Annotated in this window: 13 protein-coding genes and 1 pseudogene; 5 read left to right on the top strand and 9 right to left on the bottom strand. The window is 62.6% G+C overall.

What is annotated here, in order from left to right:
* Positions 1 to 2 precede the first annotated feature (2 nt).
* Positions 3 to 1,166 carry a type III PLP-dependent enzyme gene (locus ACHPFG_RS05045; RefSeq protein WP_014716890.1) on the top strand — a complete coding sequence of 388 codons (1,164 nt, stop codon included), beginning with the start codon at positions 3 to 5 and terminating at the stop codon, positions 1,164 to 1,166.
* Between the two features lie 49 nt (positions 1,167 to 1,215).
* Here ACHPFG_RS05045 and ACHPFG_RS05040 read toward each other — a convergent pair whose 3' ends face one another.
* Positions 1,216 to 1,965, bottom strand: coding sequence for a tetratricopeptide repeat protein (locus ACHPFG_RS05040; RefSeq protein ID WP_131698466.1), 750 nt, complete (start codon positions 1,963 to 1,965; stop codon positions 1,216 to 1,218).
* Position 1,966: 1 nt separating this feature from the next.
* On the bottom strand, positions 1,967 to 2,647 hold the full coding sequence (locus tag ACHPFG_RS05035) for a Fe2+-dependent dioxygenase (protein WP_145335365.1): 681 nt from the start codon (positions 2,645 to 2,647) through the stop codon (positions 1,967 to 1,969).
* 206 nt (positions 2,648 to 2,853) lie between these two features.
* Between ACHPFG_RS05035 and ACHPFG_RS05030 the strand changes: the two genes are divergently transcribed.
* Entirely contained in the window at positions 2,854 to 5,157 is a 2,304-nt protein-coding gene (locus tag ACHPFG_RS05030) for a TonB-dependent receptor (RefSeq protein ID WP_431701749.1), read from the top strand.
* 132 nt (positions 5,158 to 5,289) lie between these two features.
* A complete protein-coding gene (locus tag ACHPFG_RS05025) occupies positions 5,290 to 7,815 on the top strand; it encodes a PepSY domain-containing protein (RefSeq protein WP_431701748.1) in 2,526 nt (841 codons plus the stop codon).
* A gap of 55 nt (positions 7,816 to 7,870) precedes the next feature.
* Here ACHPFG_RS05025 and ACHPFG_RS05020 read toward each other — a convergent pair whose 3' ends face one another.
* The 4 genes from ACHPFG_RS05020 to ptsP are packed head-to-tail and all read right to left on the bottom strand — an operon-like array spanning position 7,871 to position 14,963.
* Positions 7,871 to 9,412, bottom strand: coding sequence for an alkaline phosphatase D family protein (locus ACHPFG_RS05020; protein ID WP_431701747.1), 1,542 nt, complete (start codon positions 9,410 to 9,412; stop codon positions 7,871 to 7,873).
* Positions 9,413 to 9,456: 44 nt separating this feature from the next.
* Entirely contained in the window at positions 9,457 to 11,172 is a 1,716-nt protein-coding gene (locus tag ACHPFG_RS05015) for a PTS fructose-like transporter subunit IIB (protein WP_131698471.1), read from the bottom strand.
* Positions 11,173 to 11,183: 11 nt separating this feature from the next.
* Positions 11,184 to 12,104: a 1-phosphofructokinase gene (gene pfkB / locus ACHPFG_RS05010; RefSeq protein ID WP_431701746.1), complete on the bottom strand. Its 921-nt coding sequence runs from the start codon at positions 12,102 to 12,104 to the stop codon at positions 11,184 to 11,186.
* Entirely contained in the window at positions 12,105 to 14,963 is a 2,859-nt protein-coding gene (gene ptsP / locus ACHPFG_RS05005; protein ID WP_131698473.1) for a phosphoenolpyruvate--protein phosphotransferase, read from the bottom strand.
* A gap of 294 nt (positions 14,964 to 15,257) precedes the next feature.
* On the opposite strand from ptsP, the gene cra reads away from it, so the two are divergent.
* Together cra and ACHPFG_RS04995 are read left to right on the top strand one after the other, a co-directional pair.
* Positions 15,258 to 16,253, top strand: a complete 996-nt coding sequence (cra, locus tag ACHPFG_RS05000) for a catabolite repressor/activator (protein WP_131698474.1) — start codon at positions 15,258 to 15,260, stop codon at positions 16,251 to 16,253.
* A gap of 2 nt (positions 16,254 to 16,255) precedes the next feature.
* The gene (locus ACHPFG_RS04995) at positions 16,256 to 17,032 is read left to right on the top strand and encodes a TatD family hydrolase (RefSeq protein WP_431701745.1); all 777 of its coding nucleotides are present in this window, start codon (positions 16,256 to 16,258) and stop codon (positions 17,030 to 17,032) included.
* On the opposite strand, the gene ACHPFG_RS04990 is transcribed toward ACHPFG_RS04995, so the two are convergent.
* The 3 genes and pseudogenes from ACHPFG_RS04990 to ACHPFG_RS04980 all read right to left on the bottom strand — a co-directional run.
* Positions 16,979 to 17,410 carry a hypothetical protein gene (locus ACHPFG_RS04990; RefSeq protein WP_145335377.1) on the bottom strand — a complete coding sequence of 144 codons (432 nt, stop codon included), beginning with the start codon at positions 17,408 to 17,410 and terminating at the stop codon, positions 16,979 to 16,981. The genes ACHPFG_RS04995 and ACHPFG_RS04990 overlap by 54 nt on opposite strands.
* 126 nt (positions 17,411 to 17,536) lie before the next feature.
* A complete protein-coding gene (locus ACHPFG_RS04985; RefSeq protein WP_431703439.1) occupies positions 17,537 to 18,241 on the bottom strand; it encodes a methyl-accepting chemotaxis protein in 705 nt (234 codons plus the stop codon).
* Between the two features lie 153 nt (positions 18,242 to 18,394).
* Positions 18,395 to 18,598: pseudogene (locus tag ACHPFG_RS04980) on the bottom strand (HAMP domain-containing protein); the annotation flags it as partial.
* Positions 18,599 to 19,344 lie beyond the last annotated feature (746 nt).

Raw genomic sequence — 19,344 nt, 5'->3', positions numbered from 1 at the left:
GCATGTCGATCAACGTCGAAGATTATTTCGCGCGCGCCACTTTTGACAAAATGAAGGCGTTCGCCGACAAGCAAGAAACCCCGTTCGTGGTGATCGACACCGCGATGATCAGCCAGGCCTACGATGACCTGCGCGCCGGTTTCGAATTCGCCAAGGTGTATTACGCGGTCAAGGCCAACCCTGCCGTCGAGATCATCGACCTGTTGAAAGACAAGGGTTCGAGCTTCGACATCGCCTCGATCTATGAGCTGGACAAGGTCATGGACCGTGGCGTCAGCGCCGACCGTATCAGCTACGGCAACACCATCAAGAAATCCAAGGACATCCGCTACTTCTACGAGAAGGGCGTGCGCCTGTTCTCCACCGACTCCGAAGCCGACCTGCGCAACATCGCCAAGGCCGCACCGGGCTCGAAAGTGTATGTACGTATCCTCACCGAAGGCTCGACCACCGCTGACTGGCCTCTGTCGCGCAAATTCGGCTGCCAGACCGACATGGCCATGGACCTGCTGATCCTCGCTCGTGACCTGGGCCTGGTGCCGTACGGTATTTCGTTCCACGTTGGCTCGCAGCAACGCGACATCAGCGTGTGGGACGCGGCAATCGCCAAGGTCAAAGTGATCTTCGAACGCCTGAAGGAAGAAGACGGCATCCACCTCAAGCTGATCAACATGGGCGGTGGCTTCCCGGCCAACTACATCACCCGCACCAACAGCCTGGAAACCTACGCCGAAGAGATCATCCGTTTCCTCAAGGAAGACTTCGGCGATGACCTGCCGGAAATCATCCTCGAACCAGGCCGCTCCTTGATCGCCAACGCCGGTATCCTGGTCAGTGAGGTGGTATTGGTTGCACGTAAATCCCGTACTGCCGTCGAGCGTTGGGTGTACACGGATGTGGGCAAGTTCTCCGGCCTGATCGAAACCATGGACGAAGCCATCAAGTTCCCGATCTGGACCGAGAAGAAAGGCGAGATGGAAGAAGTGGTCATCGCCGGCCCGACCTGCGACAGCGCCGACATCATGTACGAAAACTACAAGTACGGCCTGCCGCTGAACCTGGCGATCGGTGATCGTTTGTACTGGCTGTCGACCGGTGCCTACACCACCAGCTACAGCGCGGTTGAGTTCAATGGCTTTCCGCCGCTGAAGTCGTTCTACGTGTAAGACGGCTGCGCACAAAAAACCCATGACATATCATGGGTTTTTTTATGCCTCAGGAAAGGCTCACGGCCCGTTGGCGGTAGGCCTCGGCCAGCGCTCTAACCTGCGGATCACTCGCCGCAGCCAAGGCCTTGTGGGCTGTTCGCAGGAACTTGAGATTTCCGCCCGCCAGCGCCTTGCGCAACCACGCCAACGCCGCCTCGACCTGGCCCCTGTCGGCCAACACCGCCGCATAGCTGAACTGCCCGCGAAAATCCCCGGCCTCGGCTGAACGTCGATACCACTCGACAGCCGCCTCCAGGTCCCTCGGGCAAACCTGAGCGTCTTCCAGATAGCGCCCCAGCAGGTTCATCGACTTGGCATGGCCCTGTTCTGCGGCTTGCCGATACAGGGCCAGCGCTTGCTGTGGGTTCTCGGCAACACCCCGCCCCGTCGCCAGCAGATTGGCATAGTTGTACTGGCCCCAATCCAATCCCGCGTCTGCCGCCAACCGATATTCCCGCGCAGCCGCCGTTTCGTCGATGGCACACCCCCAGCCATGCTCCCGGCAACGCCCGGCCATATTGCGCGCCATTAAATGCCCACCCTGCGCCGCAATCTGGAACCAACGCAGCGCCAGCGCTTCATCGCGCGCTATACCGCGGCCTTCCAGCAGGATTTGCCCGAGCAAGGCCTGGGCATCCACCACGCCCTCCTTGGCCGCGATCAAAATCGCCTGGGCCGCGCGCACCGGCGAGTCGTCGAGCATGCCCTGCAATTGCTCAACGTTGAGCACTTCTTCGCGGCGCAATAAAAAGCCCATGTCAGACCTCGACCCAACGACGCAACAGGTTGTGATAGGTGCCGGTGAGTTGGATCAGGGCCGGGTGATCAGGTACATCGCGGGTCAGTTGCTGGATGGCGCCGTCCATCTCGAACAGCAGCGTACGCTGGCTGTCTTCACGCACCAGGCTTTGGGTCCAGAAAAACGAGGCATAGCGCGCACCACGGGTCACGGCGTTGACTTTGTGCAGGCTGGAGCCGGGGTACAGCACCATGTCGCCGGCCGGCAACTTCACGCGCTGCAGGCCGAAGGTGTCCTGGATCTCCAGTTCGCCGCCGTCATAGTCGTCCGGGTCGCTGAAGAACAGCGTGGACGACAGGTCCGTACGCACCCGCTCATGGCTGCCCCTGGCCTGGCGCACGGCATTGTCGATATGGAAGTCGAAGCTGCCACCGGCCGTGTAGCAATTGAGCAGCGGCGGGAAGACCTTGTGCGGTAACGCTGCCGACATAAAGAGAGGGTTTTTCCACAATCTTTCGAGCATCGCCGCGCCGATTTCCTTGGCCAGTGGGTGGCCTTCGGGCAATTGCAGGTTGTGCTTGGCTTTGGCGGACTGGTGCCCGGCGGTGATTTTGCCATCGGCCCAATCGGCGGTTTCCAGGGCGTGGCGGATGCGCTGCACTTCCTCGCGAGAGAACAGGCCGGGAATGTGCAGCAACATGGGGCAATACCTGTAGGCAAAGAGGCGCTAATGGTATTGATTCTTATCCGCCCTGTAAAACGCCAAAGACGAACGAGATCGTAAAAACCGTAAGCCAAAAGTGTAAAGAATGTAAATTCAGCGCGAATAGTAATGTATCGCAATTGATAGAAAGTCTTGTTCACCCTATATTCCGCCGCCTCACATCCTTGGGGAAAGGACACGTCATGTCGCGCACCACCACAAAAACACCTGTTGCTTCACCCCGTATGCTGGCTTCGGCCATCGGCGTTGCGCTCAGCGCCAGCTCTGTCGCCCATCTGGCGCAGGCGGCCGAAGACACTGAACAAAAAGGCCAGCGCAACAGCATCTCCCTCGGCGCCACCAGCATCACCGGCGAAGAACAGGACAACACCGCTTACCAGGTCGAAAAAGCCTCGTCGCAAAAATACACCGCGCCGCTGGTGGATACGCCGCGCTCGGTGACCGTGGTGCCACAACAAGTCCTCAAGGATACCGCCGCCACCTCGTTGCAGGATGCCCTGCGCACCGTACCGGGGATTACCTTCGGCGCTGGCGAAGGCGGCAACCCGCAGGGCGACCGTCCATTCATCCGTGGTTTCGACGCCCAGGGCGACACCTACCTGGACGGCGTGCGCGACACTGGCGGCCAGAGCCGTGAGATTTTCGACATCGAGTCCATCGAAGTCAGCAAAGGCCCGAACTCCTCCTTCGGCGGTCGTGGCTCGGCCGGTGGCAGCCTCAACCTGGTGAGCAAGACCCCGCAAGCCCGGGACTTCACCAACGGCGGCTTCACTTACGGCTCCGATCAGACCCGCCGTTATGTACTCGATGTGAACCGTCAATTCCTCGACGACAGCGCCGCGTTCCGCCTGAACCTGATGAGCCACGAGCAGAACGTGGCTGGCCGTGACGCTGTAAATTACGACCGCTGGGGAGTGGCCCCATCGCTGACCTTTGGGTTGGGCACGCCGACCCGCGTCAACCTCAGCTACTACCATATGGAAAGCAATGACCTGCCGGATTCGGGCATTCCGTATGGCTACAGCTCTGCGACCGCCACCACCCACGCGCACGACAAACCCACCGACGGCGGCGACAGCAATAACTTCTACGGTCTCAAGGACCGCGACTTCCGCAAGACCCGCGCGGACATCAGCACGTTCTCCATCGAGCACGACCTGAACGACGACATGACGCTGAAAAACACCCTGCGCCATGGCAGCACCGGCCAGGACTACGTGCTTACCCAGCCGGACGATAGCCAACGCAACGTCAACCGTTTCGGCACGGTGTGGCGTCGCGCGAACACTCGCGTCTCCACCACCACGACCACCACCAACCAGACAGATCTGTTCGGCAACTTCCAGGCGCTTGGCTTCAAGCACAGCTACTCCACCGGCCTGGAGTTCACCGGCGAAGAAACCCGCGTCAGTGGTTACACCGTCACACCGAACACCAACCCGACATGCACCGTGGCCGGCGGCGGCCGGGGTGGCCAATGCACCTCGCTGAGCAACCCGAATCCAGACGACGCCTGGACCGGAAGCATCGCGCGCAACTACAACGGCACCAACACCAAGGCCACCAGCCGTGCCGCCTATGTGTTCGACACCATTGAGCTGGACCCGAAATGGCTGCTGAACGTCGGCCTGCGCTACGACACCTTCGACACCGAAGCAAACATCAACGCAGTGCCCAGCGCGACCGTGAAGGCACGCAGCAAGGTCAAGGACGACAGCCAGTTCTTCAACTGGCAGGCCGGCCTGGTCTGGAAGCCTTTGGAGAACGGCAGCATCTACACCTCCTACGCGACCTCGGCCTCACCGGCAGGTGGACTGGTGGGCGAAGGGGTCGACAGCAATGCGATTCCTACCGGCATCAACACCAGCGACCTCAAGCCCGAAGAAACCGTCAACTACGAGCTGGGCACCAAGTGGGACCTGTTCCACAACCGCCTGTCCCTGTCTGCCGCAGTGTTCCGTACCGAGAAGAAAAACACCCGCATCCTGGTGGACTCCAACACCTACGAAACGGCGGGCGAATCGCGGGTCGATGGCCTGGAACTGTCCGCCAGCGGCAAGATCACAGAGCTCTGGCAAGTATTCGCCGGCTACAGCTACCTGAAAGCCGAACTGGTTGACCCAGGCAAAAACGGCAACCGCCAGGGCGTCGTCCAGGCAGGTTCCAACAAAGGCAACCAAATGCCCAACACGCCGGAGAACTCGTTCAGCCTGTGGACCACCTATAACGTGACCCCGAAGCTGACCATCGGCGGTGGCGCGTTCTACGTCGATCAGGTTTACGGCGATGCGGCCAACACCGTGTATGTGCCGTCCTACATACGCTACGACGCCATGGCCAGCTATAAGCTGACCAAGAACGTCGACCTGCAACTGAACGTGCAGAACCTGACAGACAAGACCTACTACGACAAAGCCTACGCCTCGCACTTCGCCAACCAGGCGGCGGGCCGCACGGCGCTGCTGTCCACAAGCTTCCACTTCTAAACGGTCAGCAGCCCACAAAGCCCCACGCATCGGATGCGTGGGGCTTTTGCGTGTCAAACAGAATGTTTCTCGACAACCCACGGCATAATGCGCGCCGTGCCCTACATATTCAGATAGACGAGGCGGTCCGACGTGTTGAAGAAAACCCTGTTCCAGTTGCACTGGTTCTTCGGCATCACTGCCGGGCTGGTGCTGGCCTTGATGGGGATCACCGGGGCTGCGGTCTCGTTTCAGGATGAGATTCTGCGCGCGCTCAACCCGAGCGTGTTGAGCGTGGAGAAGCGCGAAGCCGGCGTGCTGCCGCCCGCCGAGCTGGTGCGCAAGCTGGAAGCCACCGAAGGCAAGACCGTGTCCATGCTGTGGGTGGAAAGCGAAAGCGGCAACGCCGCCCGCGTGTTCTTCACCCCGCCGCCGGGTGAGCGCCGCGGCCAGATGCGCTATTTCGACCCCTACACCGGGGACTACATGGGCGACGCGGTCGGCCAGGATGTGCTCGGCTTTATCCTGCAACTGCACCGCTTTTTGGCCATGGGCGAAACCGGCCGGCAGATCACCGGCGCCTGCACACTGATCCTGGTGTTCTTCTGCCTGTCCGGCCTGTACCTGCGCTGGCCGCGCCAGGTCGCCAACTGGCGTGCCTGGCTGACGCTGGACTGGCGCAAAAAGGGCCGCAGCTTCAACTGGGATTTGCATTCGGTGTTCGGCACTTGGTGCCTGCTGGCCTACCTGCTGGCGGCACTGACCGGTCTGTCCTGGTCCTACGACTGGTACAGCCAGGGCCTGACCAAACTGCTGTCCGACGCGCCGCAAAATGAACGGATGCGCAAGCGCGGTCCGCCGCCCGCAGGCCCGGCCCCCGTAGCCAACTACGACGCAATCTGGAGCAGCATCTACAGCAATGCCGGCCCAGGCTTGAGTGCCTATAACATCCGCATGCCAGCCGTCGCCGGGCAACCCGCCATCGTCTATTACCTGCTCAAAGACTCTCCCCACAACCGCGCACTGAACCAGATCAACCTGGACCCGGCTACCGGCGAGGTCAAATCCCATGACGCGTACGCCGACAAAACCTTTAAGTCGCAGTTACTGACCAGCCTCTACGCGCTGCACACCGGCAGTTATTTCGGCCTGGCGGGGCGCATTATCCTCACCGTCAGCTCGCTACTCATGCCGTTGTTCTTCATCACCGGCTGGCTGCTGTACCTGGACCGTCGGCGTAAAAAACGCCAGGTGCGCGACGCGCGCAAAGGCCTCAGTGCCAACCGCTGTGATGCCCCGGCCTGGCTGATCGGCTTTGCCAGCCAGAGCGGGTTTGCCGAGCAACTGGCCTGGCAGACCGCCGGACAATTGCAGGCGGCCGGCCTGCCGGTGAAGGTGCAGCCATTGGGCAGTGTCAGCCAGGACGACTTGCGTCAGTCGGAAAATGCGTTGTTCGTAGTCAGCACCTTCGGCGACGGCGAAGCCCCCGACAGCGCCCGCGGTTTCGAGCGCAGCGTGCTCGGCCAGGATCTGTCGCTCAAGGGCCTGAACTACTCGGTACTGGCCCTGGGTGATCGCCAATACGAACACTTCTGCGGCTTCGCCCGTCGCCTGCACTTCTGGCTGACCCACCAAGGCGGCAACCCGTTGTTCGCCCCAGTGGAAGTCGACAGCGGCGACACGGCCGCCCTGCTGCACTGGCAACAACAGCTTGGCCAACTGACCGGCCACGCACCGGCGGCGGCCTGGCCGACCGCCCAATATGAAAACTGGACACTGAGCCAGCGCACCCTGCTGAACCCTGGGAGCGCCAGCTCGGGCGTCTACCTGCTGGGCCTCACCTCACCATCGCCGCAACGTTGGCTGGCCGGCGACCTGGTGGAAATCCTGCCGCGCAATTGCCTGGGGGCCATCGAGCACTTCCTCGAAGGCCTGGGCCTGACCGGCACCGACGGCGTGCTGGTCGACGGCTTCGCACACACCCTCAACCAAGCCCTGGCGACCCGCCAACTGCCGGACAACCGCGCACATCTGGTGGGCTTGCATGCCCAAGCGCTGGTGAATGCGCTCGCCCCCCTGGGCATGCGCGAATACTCCATCGCCTCGATTGCCAGCGACGGCGTGCTGGAATTGATCGTGCGTCAGGAACGCCACCCCGACGGCAGCCTGGGTGTGGGCTCCGGTTGGCTCACCGAACATGCCGCCATTGGCTCGACGATCAGCCTGCGCCTGCGCCGCAACAGTGGCTTCCACCTGCCGGACGCGCCCATACCGCTGATTCTGCTCGGCAATGGTACCGGCCTGGCCGGTTTGCGCAGCTTGCTCATGGCACGCATTGCCGAAGGCCAGCAGCGCAACTGGCTGCTGTTCGGCGAACGCACCATCGCCCACGACTTCCTGTGCCGGGATGAGCTGCAAGGCTGGCTGACCAGTGGTGATCTGGCCCTGCTGGACCTGGCATTTTCCCGGGATCAGGAGGAGAAAATCTACGTGCAGGATCGCCTGCGCGAATCCGCCGATGTCCTGCGTAAATGGCTCGCGGACGGCGCGGCGATTTATGTGTGCGGGAGCTTGCAGGGGATGGCGACGGGCGTGGACCAGGCGCTGGTCGACATCCTGGGGAGTGAAGCGGTGGAGCGCTTGATCGAACAGGGCCGTTACCGTCGAGACGTCTATTGATGTGATCCAATGTGGGAGGGGGTTGCCCCCTCCCACATTGGGATCGCATTTCAAGTCAGGTGGGTTGCAGCTTCTGTTCGAACACCGAGACCCCATCCAGGTCGCGCAAAATCACGGTCAACTCCGCTGTCTGCCCATCAATCTGCACTTCGCCAAAAAACTGAAACCCGGCAAACGGCGAGGTGTTCTGCGCGGGCGGGGCCTTCTCGAACACCACCTCAGGGCCAAAGGTTTTATCCAGTGGATTGGGGCCGAAGCTGCCCGCATTCAGAGGCCCGGCGACAAACTCCCAGAACGGTTCAAAATCCTGGAACGCCGCACGATCCGGGTGGTAGTGATGGGCCGCGCAGTAATGCACATCGGCCGTCAGCCACACATGGTTGCGCACCTTCTGCGCGCGTAGAAAGCCGAGTAATTCGGCGATTTCCAGCTCGCGACCTTGCGCCGGGCCTGGGTCATTGTTGGCAATGGCTTCCCAGCGCGGCACGCCGGGGCTGACTTCGCCGTCGGGCACGCCGAGGCCGATGGGCATGTCGGCGGCGATCACCTTCCACTGCGCCTGTGAGGCCTTGAGTTCGCGCTTGAGCCAGTCCAACTGCTCGCGGCCGAGGAAGGGTTTTGCGCCGCCCAGGTTGTCATCGTTGGGGCCGCGATAGCTGCGCATGTCGAGCACGAATACATCCAGCAGCGGGCCATAGCTGAGCTTGCGGTAAATCCGCCCGCCGCCGTCTGCGCTCTGCCGGCGCATGGGTGAATATTCCAGCCAGGCCTGGCGTGCACGGCCGACCAAGGCATGGATGTCCTTGGTCTGGTAGCGCTCGTCGAGCTGCTTGCCGGGCGACCAGTTATTCACCACTTCGTGGTCGTCCCACTGCCAGATCTGCGGCACTTCGGCATTGAAGCGACGCACATTTTCATCCAGCAGGTTGTAGCGGTAGTTGCCGCGATATTCGTCGAGGGTTTCGGCGACTTTGCTCTTGGCTTCGGTGGTGATATTGCGCCAGATACGCCCGCCCTCGGTGGGCAATTGCGCGGGTACCGGGCCGTCGGCGTAGATGGTGTCGCCGCTGTGGATAAAGAAGTCCGGCAGGCGCAGGCGCATGGCTTCGTAGATACGCATGCCGCCGATGTCCGGGTTGATGCCGAAGCCCTGGCCGACGGTGTCGCCACTCCACACAAACCGGATGTCGCGACGCTGTTGCGGCACGCTGCGCAGGTGGCCGAACCACGGCTCGCTGGCGACGCCAGTCTGGGCGTCTTCAAAATGCACGCGATAGAAAATCGCCTGGTCGGCGGGCAGCCCGGTGAGTTCGACGCGGGCGGTAAAGTCGGTGCGGCTGTCGGCCAGGGGCGAGACGAATTTGCGCGGGTTGCTGAACACGCTGCGGGTGTCCCACTCCACCACCATCTTCGCCGGGCGGTCGCTGCGGCTCCAGATCATCGCGCGGTCGCCCAGCATATCGCCGGACTGCACACCGTCGGTGAGTTGCGGCCGGTCCTTGACCGACGCGATCACCGCCGGGGCCAGGCCCGGCAGCAACAGGCCGGCGCCGACGGCTTGCATCACACGGCGACGGCCGAGATCGAAGTGGCTCATGCAGGTGCCCTCTTGAATATCAAAAGGGCCACTAAAGCATGCGGTTATGACACCGGTGCGACAGCCAGCTCGGCCGCTTCCGGACGCTTGATCAGCGCATACACCAAACCGGTCAGCAGGCTACCGGCGACAATCGCCAGCAAGTACAGCAGCGCATGGTTCATCGCATTCGGAATGATCAACACAAACAGGCCGCCATGGGGGGCGGCCAGTTTGCAGCCGAAGTACATCGACAGAGCACCGGTCAACGCGCCACCGGCGATGCTGGCCGGGATCACGCGCAACGGGTCCTTGGCGGCAAACGGGATCGCGCCTTCGGAGATAAAGCACATGCCCAGAATCATCGCGGCCTTGCCGGCCTCGCGTTCAGTCTGGGCAAACTTGCGTCGCGCCAGGAACGTGGCGATGCCCATGCCGATTGGCGGCACCATGCCGGCCGCCATGGTCGCGGCCATCGGTGCGCCGCTCTGTGCCGCCAGCAAGCCGACGGAAAACGCATACGCCGCCTTGTTGATCGGCCCGCCCAGATCGACACACATCATGCCGCCCAACAAGATGCCCAGCAGCACCGCATTGGTGGTGCCCATGGTCGCGAGAAAATCGGTCAGGCCTGTGAGCATGCGCGCCACCGGCGGCCCCACCAGGTAGATCATCGCCAAGCCCGTAAACAGGCTCGCCAGCAACGGGATGATCAGGATCGGCTTGAGTGCTTCCAGGCTCTGCGGCAACTTCACCGCACGGGTGATCAGCTTGACGCAATAACCGGCGAGAAAACCGGCGAAGATCCCGCCGATAAAACCGGCCCCCAACGTACCCGCCAACAAGCCACCGATCATGCCGGGGGCAATGCCCGGGCGGTCGGCAATCGAGTAAGCGATATAACCCGCCAGCAACGGCACCATCAGCATAAAGGCACGGTCGCCGACGGTTTTCAGCGCAGCCGCGAGGGTGCCTTCCTGTTCAAACGCATGAATGCCGAACACAAACGACAAGGCGATCAGCAAACCGCCCGCCACCACCATCGGCAACATGAACGACACACCGGTCAGCAGGTGTTTGTAGACGCCGGTTTTTTCTTGCTTGGCCACGGTACCACTGGCGGCACTTTCCACCGCGCCTTCGGCCAGGGCCTTGTTGAGGGTCGCCTCGGATTGCTTGAGCGCAATACCGGTGCCACAGCGGTAGATCTTCTTGCCGGCGAAACGCTCGGTGGCGACTTCGATGTCGGCCGCCAGCAGTACCACATCGGCATTGGCGATGGCCTCGGGGCTCAACGGCGTACGCGCACCGACCGAGCCCTGGGTCTCGACCTGCAAGTCATAGCCCAGGCGCTTGGCGGTCTGTTGCAGGGCCTCGGCGGCCATGAAGGTATGGGCCACGCCGGTCGGGCAGGCGGTAATCGCGACGATACGCGGGGCATGCTTCGACGCAGCCGCTGCTTGGCTGACGACATACTCCTGGGCTTCCTCAGCGCCCCGGCGCAACACCGCTTCGACATCCGCCAGCGCCTGGGCCGGTGTGCTCTGGAACACCCGCTTGCCGACAAACCGCTGCATATCCACCGCGGTGCTGCTGACCAGCAACACCCATTCGGCGTCGTCGATCGTGGCCTGGGACAACTGGCGCTCGGGGCGCTGCACATCCACCACCTCGACGCTGGTGCTCCAGCCCTGGCGTTGCGCGGCGGCGTCCAGCAAGCGGGCGCACAGCACACTGGTGACCATGCCGTTCGGGCAGGCAGTAACAATGGCTAACTTCATGACAAACCCTCTTATTGTTCTGTCAGCGGGCGTACAGCGACGCCGCTTTCAAGACGCGCCAACTGCTCGGCGTCGCTGATGCCAAAACCGATCTGACTCACCGCCATGGCGGCAATTGCCGTGGCGCGGCGCAGGGTGTGTTCCGGCGCCTCACCACTGAGCAAGCCGTGGAGCATGCCGGCCAGCAACGAATCGCCTGCACCGACCGTACTGGCCACCGTGACCTTGGGCGGCGTGGCATGCAGGGTGGGAGCCCGGCTGTACCAGCTCACGCCCGCGGCACCGTCGGAGACGACCACATGTTCAACACCCTGCTGATGCAGTTGGCTGATCACCTCAGTGGAATTGCCCAGGGCATCGGCCAACTCTTCGGTATTGGGTTTGATCAACCACGGGGCCGCCTTAAGACCGGCACGCAGCGCCTCGCCGCTGGTGTCCAGAGCGACTTTCAAGCCGAGACGCTTCAAGTGTTCCAACAGCCCCTGCAACCACTGCGGGCTGACCCCACACGGCAAGCTGCCGGCGACGACCACCGCATCATGGCCCGGCGCAATGCGGGTCAATTGGTCGAGTAACGCTTGCTGCGCCTGCTCACTGACCAACGGCCCCGGCGCATTGATGTCGGTGACCCGGCCGTCCTGCTCGGCAATCTTGATATTGCTGCGGGTTTCGCCGGGCACGCGGATAAACGCGTCGGCAAAACCACGCTGTGCAATCAGCGCCTCGAAGGCGTGGGGATTGTCCTCACCGAGAAAACCGCCCACGGTCACTTGATGGCCCAGGTCGGCCAAGACTTGCGCCACATTCACGCCTTTGCCGGCGGCATGGCTGAGCAGGGTTTCGCTGCGGTTGACTTCACCCGGTTCCAGGTGCGCCAGGCGTACCGTCAGGTCCAACGCCGGGTTCAGCGTCAGGGTCAGAATCCTTGCCATCTACACGGCCTCCACAAGGGCACGCACTTCGGCGGGCGTGCCCACCACCAGTGCTTTTTGCGCCAGGCCCTGGGCCTCGCTCAGACTGAATTCACGCACCCGCGCCTTCACTTCGGGAATGCTGCGGGCCGACACGCTCAACTCATCCACACCCAGGCCGATCAGCACCGGCACCGCCAGCGGGTCCGCCGCCAGTTCGCCACACACACCGACCCATTTGCCATGGGCATGGGCCGCGCGCACAGTGATGTCGATCAGTTGCAGCACCGCCGGGTGCAGGCCGTCGGCCTGGGCCGACAAGGTCGGGTGGCCACGGTCGATAGCCAGGGTGTACTGGGTCAGGTCGTTGGTGCCGACACTGAAGAAGTCCACTTCCTTGGCCAGCACCGGCGCGAGCAAGGCTGCCGACGGGATTTCGATCATGATGCCCAGTTGCAGGTCGGCCACCGGAATTTCCAGGCGCAGGCGCTCGGTCATATCGCGGGCGGCACGCCACTCATCCACGCTGCCGACCATCGGGAACATGATGCGCAACGGGCGGTTATCCGCCGAGCGCAGCAGCGCGCGTAATTGCGCCTCCATGATCTGCGGGCGTTGCAGGGTCAGGCGAATACCGCGTACGCCGAGGAAGGGGTTTTCTTCCTCGGCAATCGGCCAATAAGGCAGCGGTTTGTCGCCGCCCACATCGAGGGTGCGCACCACCAGCGGGCGGCCCCCGAGGCCGTCGAGCACACGGCGGTACTCGGCTTCCTGGGTGGCTTCGTCCGGGGCTTGCGGGTGGGCCATGAAAATCAGTTCGGTGCGCAGCAAACCAATGCCTTCGGCGCCCTGCTCCACGGCGCTGGCCACACCTGCGCTTTCGCCGATATTGGCGAACACTTCCACGGCGTGACCATCACGGGTCAGCGCCGGTTCGTGGCGCTGGGCCGAGGCGGCCTGCAAGCGTTGCTCACGGGTATCGCGCTCGACGGTGGCGCGTTGCAGGGTGGCCGCGTCAGGATCTACATGCAGGCGGCCACGTTGGCCATCCAGCAACAACGGCGTGCCGGCGGCCAGCAGCAGCACCGCCGGGCCTGCGCCGACCAACGCCGGAATACCGAGGGCACGCGCGACAATGGCGCTGTGGGCTGTTGCGCCGCCACGGGCGGTGAGGATGCCGGCGACGCGGGCCGGGTCCAGGCGCGCGACGTCGGAAGGGCCGACTTCGTCCATTACCAGGATGTAGGGTTCGCTCGGCTCCTGGGCGGTTTCGACGCCGCACAGTTGCGCCAGCACCCGGCGACCGATGTCACGCAGGTCGGCAGCGCGCTCGGCGAGCAAGGCATCCTGCAACGATTCCTGCTGTTTGGCGGCGGCTTCGATCACGCTCATCCACGCCGCTTGTGCGCTTTCACCTTGCTTGAGACGGGTGTCGACTTCGTCGGTGAGTTCCGGATCGTCGAGCATTTCCTGGTGGGTGATGAAAATCTCGCGGATGGCTTTGGCTTGGCTGCGTTCGATCAGGCCCTGGATATCCCGGCGCACATCGCCCAGGGCGTCTTGCAGGCGCTGGCGCTCAATGGCCGAGGACTCGCCGCGCAAGGGGTAATCGAACACCTGTTGAATCTGGATATGTGCAGGGCCAATGGCGATGCCCGGCGCCGCGGCGATGGCCTGGAGCTGGCTGCCAGCCTGTGGCGCGCTGATCACTGGCGCGATATCAAGGGCTTCGGGCTGTGCGCTCACGGTCGGCAGTGGCTCGACCTCTTCGCCCAGGCCCTCTTCGACGGCGGCCAGCAGCGCGGGCAATGCATCGCCGGCAATCGTGGGTTCAGCAACAAACTCCAGCACCTGGCCACGCCGGGCGCCAAGGCTCAGCAACTTGCTCAGGCTCTTCACCGACACGGCGCCCACCGGGCCATCGACAATGCGCACACGGATGTCGCCTTCAAAACTTTTCGCCAACTGCGCGAGGATCTTTGCCGGCCGGGCATGCAGGCCGTGGGCGTTGGCCAGGGTGATGCGGGCGCTCGGCCAGTCAGGCGGCAGTTCACCGCCGAGCACTTCGAGCACCGCGCGACTGCTGGTGGCGCTGCCCAATTCCTGGCCGCGACCTTCGATCAGCAAGGCGCACAGGCGCTCAAGCAGGGCCTGGTGCGCCTCACCCAGGCTGGCCAGGCAGAACAGCCCATTGAGCGGCTGGCCCAGGTAGCGCATGGGTTTATCCGGGGTGACAAACGCCAGGCCCGGGCGCTTGACCGTCTGCTCGCTGTGCAGCCACCACAAGCCATCACCCAGCGGCAGCGCATCGACCTGCTGCAACACGGCGGCAAACCCATTGCTGACGCAATCGGCCTGGCGCAGCAGGCGCGCGCCTCTCCACACAAGCTCTTCGAAGTCATCGGCAGACACGCCCAGGCTGATCATCTGCGCGTCCAGTGCCAGCTCCTGCGGTGCGCCTTGCAGCAGTTTCAGCAAGGCTTCAGCCGTGCCGGCGCGGCGCAGCGCCTGGCCCAGGTCGGTTTCACCGAGGGCGCGGGTGAGCAGTTGCAGCAGGCGCAGGTGTTCGTCGGATTTGGCGGCAATACCAATGGCCAGGTACACAATCTGCCCATCGCCCCAGTCCACCCCTTCGGGGAACTGCAACAGGCGCACGCCGGTGGAAAACACCTGATCGCGGGTTTCGGGGGTGCCATGGGGGATGGCAATACCTTGGCCAAGAAAGGTCGAGCCTTGGGCTTCACGGGCTTGCAAGCCGCTGAGATAACCCTCGGCAACCAGGCCATCAGCCACCAGTTTGTCTGCGAGCAGGTGCAAGGCAGCAGATTTATCCACAGCCACCTGGCCCATGGAAATCTGCTCTACAGTGAGCTCAAGCATGCCGTTCTCCTAGTTAGTGCGATGGACGCACTAGGTATTGTTTTGAATAAAACAGTGTAATGGTGTTCCGGGATAACTGACTGAGCAGTCAATTGGCAGTAGGCACTCAGTGGCTAACGTCGTAAAAATACGCTGGCTGAAACGTTTAATCTAGAATTTATGGCAGGTTACGCGTTAATTGCGCATCCTTGAAGAACCACTCGGCACTTGAGCTGAGACATTGGTCGTGTGCAGGAATCGGTTACGATTGGACAAAATGTCGGGGCGAGCTCCAAAAAACAAGGAAATCCCGGTTTGAAACTCAGTGATATTGCACGTCTGGCCGGTGTGTCCGTGACCACCGCCAGCTATGTCATCAATGGCAAAGCCGCACAGCAACGCATCAGCAGCGCGACCGTCGACCGGGTGCGTGCGGTGGTCGAAGCCCATGGCTTTACGCCCAACCCCCAGGCCGCCGGGCTGCGCAGTCGGCATACCCGTACCCTGGGATTCATCCTCCCGGATCTGGAAAACCCCAGTTACGCACGCATCGCCAAGCTGCTGGAGCAAGGTGCGCGGGCACGCGGCTATCAGTTGCTGATCGCCAGCTCAGACGATGAAGCCGACAGCGAGCGCCAACTGCTGCAACTGTTCCGCGCCCGCCGTTGCGACGCGCTGTTCGTCGCCAGTTGCCTGCCGGCCAGCGACGACAGTTACCGCGAGCTGCAAGCCAAGGGTCTGCCGGTGATTGCCATCGACCGGGTGATGGGGGCGGACCAGTTCTGCTCGGTGGTCAGCGACGACCGCCAGGCCTGCCAGCAACTGACCAGCAGCTTGCTGCAACCGTTGCCCAAGCAGATCGTGCTGATTGGCGCGCGGCCCGAGCTGAGCATCAGCCAGGAGCGTGCGGCTGGCTTCCGTGAAGCGCTTGACGGTTTCACCGGCGAGGTCATCGTCGAACACGGCGAAGCCTTCAGCCGCGACTGTGGCCGACAGCTGATGGAGCAACTTCTGCATCAACTGGGGCACTTGCCTGACGCCTTGGTGACCACGTCCTACGTGCTGCTGCAAGGCGTGTTCGACGCACTGCATGACTTCCCGCTCAAGTCACGCCCGCTGCGCCTGGGCACGTTTGGTGACACCCAGTTGCTGGACTTCCTGCCGCTGCCGGTCAACGCCATGGCCCAGCAACATCAGCTGATTGCCGACACCGCGCTGCGCCTGGCCCTGGCCGCCATTGAAGAAGAACAGTACCAACCGGGCGTGCACGCCATCGGCCGGACTTTCAAGCAGCGTATCCACGAGGCCTGAGCGTGGAGCTGATCGACACCCACACCCACCTGGATTTCCCGGACTTCGACAGCGATCGCCGGGAAGTCCTCGCCCACAGCCGGGCGTTGGGCGTGCGGCGCATGGTGGTGTTGGGGGTGTATCAGCAGAATTGGCAGCGGCTGTGGGATCTGGTGCAGGCAGATGCAGGTTTGTTCGCAGCCTTTGGCCTGCACCCGGTCTATCTCGATGACCACAAGCCCGCCGACCTGACGGAGTTGGGCGACTGGCTGACCCGCCTGCACGGCCATCGACAGCTCTGCGCGGTGGGTGAAATCGGCCTGGATTACTTTCTTGAACAGCTGGATCGCGAACGCCAGCAAGGCCTGTTCGAAGCCCAACTCAAACTGGCGGTGGACTTCCAACTGCCGGCGCTGCTCCACGTACGCCGTAGCCATGCGGCCGTGATCGCCACGCTCAAGCGCATCCGCCTGCCACGGGGTGGCATCATCCACGCGTTTGCCGGCAGCCGGGAAGAAGCCCACGAATACATCAAGCTGGGGTTCAAGCTTGGCCTGGGCGGCGCAGCCACATGGCCCCAGGCCCTGCGTATGCACAAGGTGCTGGCACACCTGCCGCTGAATGCGGTCGTACTGGAAACCGACGCTCCCGACATGGCCCCGGCCATGTACCCAGGCCAGCGCAATAGCCCGGAGCACCTGCCGGCGATCTGCACCGCCCTGGCCGAGCGCATGGGCACCAGCCCCCTAGCGCTGGCCGAGGCGAGCACACGCAATGCGTGCGAGCTGTTCAATTGGTAGTACCGGGGTCACCGCTTGCAGGTTCAAGGTCATGCGCTGCCGATGACGGGCATAGCGCAACACCAGGAAATGCACCAGCAGCACCACCAACGACACATTGAGTTGCCCGATCAGGCTGATCAGCCCCACCCACTCCATCACCAGCGCCACGATCAGCACCACGCAGGTCAGCACGGCCATGCTCGGGCGTACCAGCGCCCAGTGGTCCAGCGCCTTGAAATGGCGCAACTGCCGGGGGCAGTTCAACGCCAGGATGCGCTGGCAATACGGGCAATCAAAGGGTTCTTCAATGGCGATGGCATTCAACTGCCAAGGCTTGAGTTCAAACGTGATGTCGCAATGGGCGCAGTGCCCCTTGATGCCGATTGCAGGGGTCATCGTCGTGCCTCCCTTGGACCTTGATTGAGTGACACAAATTTTCACTCATTCACCCGCGCAAAAAAGGCACTCCGGGAAATCAGGACAGGCACTACACCAAACAAAGACCAATCCTACGACATCGCCTTACACACGAAAGGCCCCGATCAGTTGCTTCAATTCGATCACCTGTATCGACAGCTGCCGGCTCGCCGCTTCAGTCTGATGCGCGCCTTCGGCAGCGTGCTCGCCGGCACGATTGATTTCGACGATATTCTGGTCGATGTCATGAGCAACGGCGGTCTGCTGCTCCACAGCCGCGGCGATCTGCTGATTCTGATCGACGATCATGCCCACGGCACCGAGGATATTTTCCAGGGCTTGCTGGACCTTATCCGACTGTTCCACGGTGCCGCTGGCCATTTCATGGCTGCTGCCCATGGCCTTCACGGCCGCTGCCACGCCGCTGTGCAGGCGGCCGATCATTTGTTCGATTTCTTCGGTGGAATGCTGGGTCCGCCGGGCCAGGGTTCGCACCTCGTCGGCCACCACGGCAAAGCCGCGTCCCTGCTCACCGGCCCGCGCGGCCTCGATGGCAGCATTGAGTGCCAGCAGGTTGGTCTGCTCGGCGATGCTTTTGATCACCTCCAGGACGCTGCTGATGGATTGGCTGTCAGTGGCCAATTGGTTGATCACCCTTACCGACTGGTCGATCTCCGAGGCCAGCCGCGCAATGCTGCCCTGCTGGGATTGCACCAGGCCACGGCCATTGACGGTTTCATCGTTGACGCTGTGGGCACTGCTGACCGCCGCCGCCGCACTGCGCGCCACCTCCTGGGCGGTGGAAGACATTTGGTTCATGGCCGTCGCCACCTGCTCAATCTGCATGCGCTGGCCAGAGACCGCCTGATTGCTCCGGGCCGAGACCGTTTCCACTTGACCGGCCTGTAATTCGACCTGGCTGACGGTATGCCCTACGCGCTCGATCAAGTCATGGATTTTCGCCACGGTACCGTTGAACACTTGGCCCAGATCACCCAACTCATCGCGGCTTTGGGCAACAAAGGTAACGGTCATGTCGCCGGCGGCCACCTTGTCCATCATCGCCCCCAGACGCCGCAACGTAGTGCGCGTAGACGCGTAGAACCCCGCATAGAGGTAGAAGATCAGCAAAAACACCGCCGTCAGCGCCGAGACCAGCACCACCATGTGTGTACGGTTCTGCGCCAGGCGCTGCTCCAGTTGCTGCCCGAGGAACATCAGGGTGGCGTCATCGAGCTGATAGGTGTGCTCCATCAATTGGCTGACGCTGTCATAGAAACCCTGCCAGGGAGCGTCAAGGGTTTCGGCCATCACCACCTGTTCTTCGAACAACTCGCTGCCGTGCTTGAGGCTGGCGTTGCTGGTCTTGGCCAGGCTGTCGAGTGCCGCATGCGCGGCGTTGCTGGAGCCCAGGACGTCCTGCAATTTCAAGGCGTATTCGGCCTGGAGCTTTTCCAACTGTTGCAGCAGTTCGTCGAAGCGGGTACTGGAAGATGAGTTGAGAAAACCCTGGCCCAGGGAGTAGGCGCCCATCGCCCGGCCTTCTCCCAAGGTCTGGGTGACCTGCGGGGTGACGCTGGTGATCAGTTCGCTGAGTTGGCGCAAGTCACTCTGGGGGTCGCGGCTCAAGCCGGACTGGCTGGCAATGATCTGGCTGAGCATCTGTGCCTTATTGAGCAACTTGCCGATCAACGCACTTTTGCTCTGCAGCGAGCTTTCCTGCTGCTGGGCCTGGAAGGCCGCGATCAGTTCGTCACGCTTACCTTCAAAGGCGGCGATTTGCTCAGGTTCGGCAGCCATCGGGTTGAGGCCTTGCAGACGGGCGAGCACGCTCTGCTCCAAGGTGCTGATCTTGCCCTCAAGGTCAGCGGCCTTGCCGGACTGACCGAGCGTTGCGTTGATCTGCACCTGGT

Origin of the sequence: Pseudomonas sp. BR20 (assembly GCF_050780135.1) — a bacterium.
Lineage (GTDB): Bacteria > Pseudomonadota > Gammaproteobacteria > Pseudomonadales > Pseudomonadaceae > Aquipseudomonas.
This window is presented reverse-complemented; position numbering and strand designations above follow the sequence as displayed.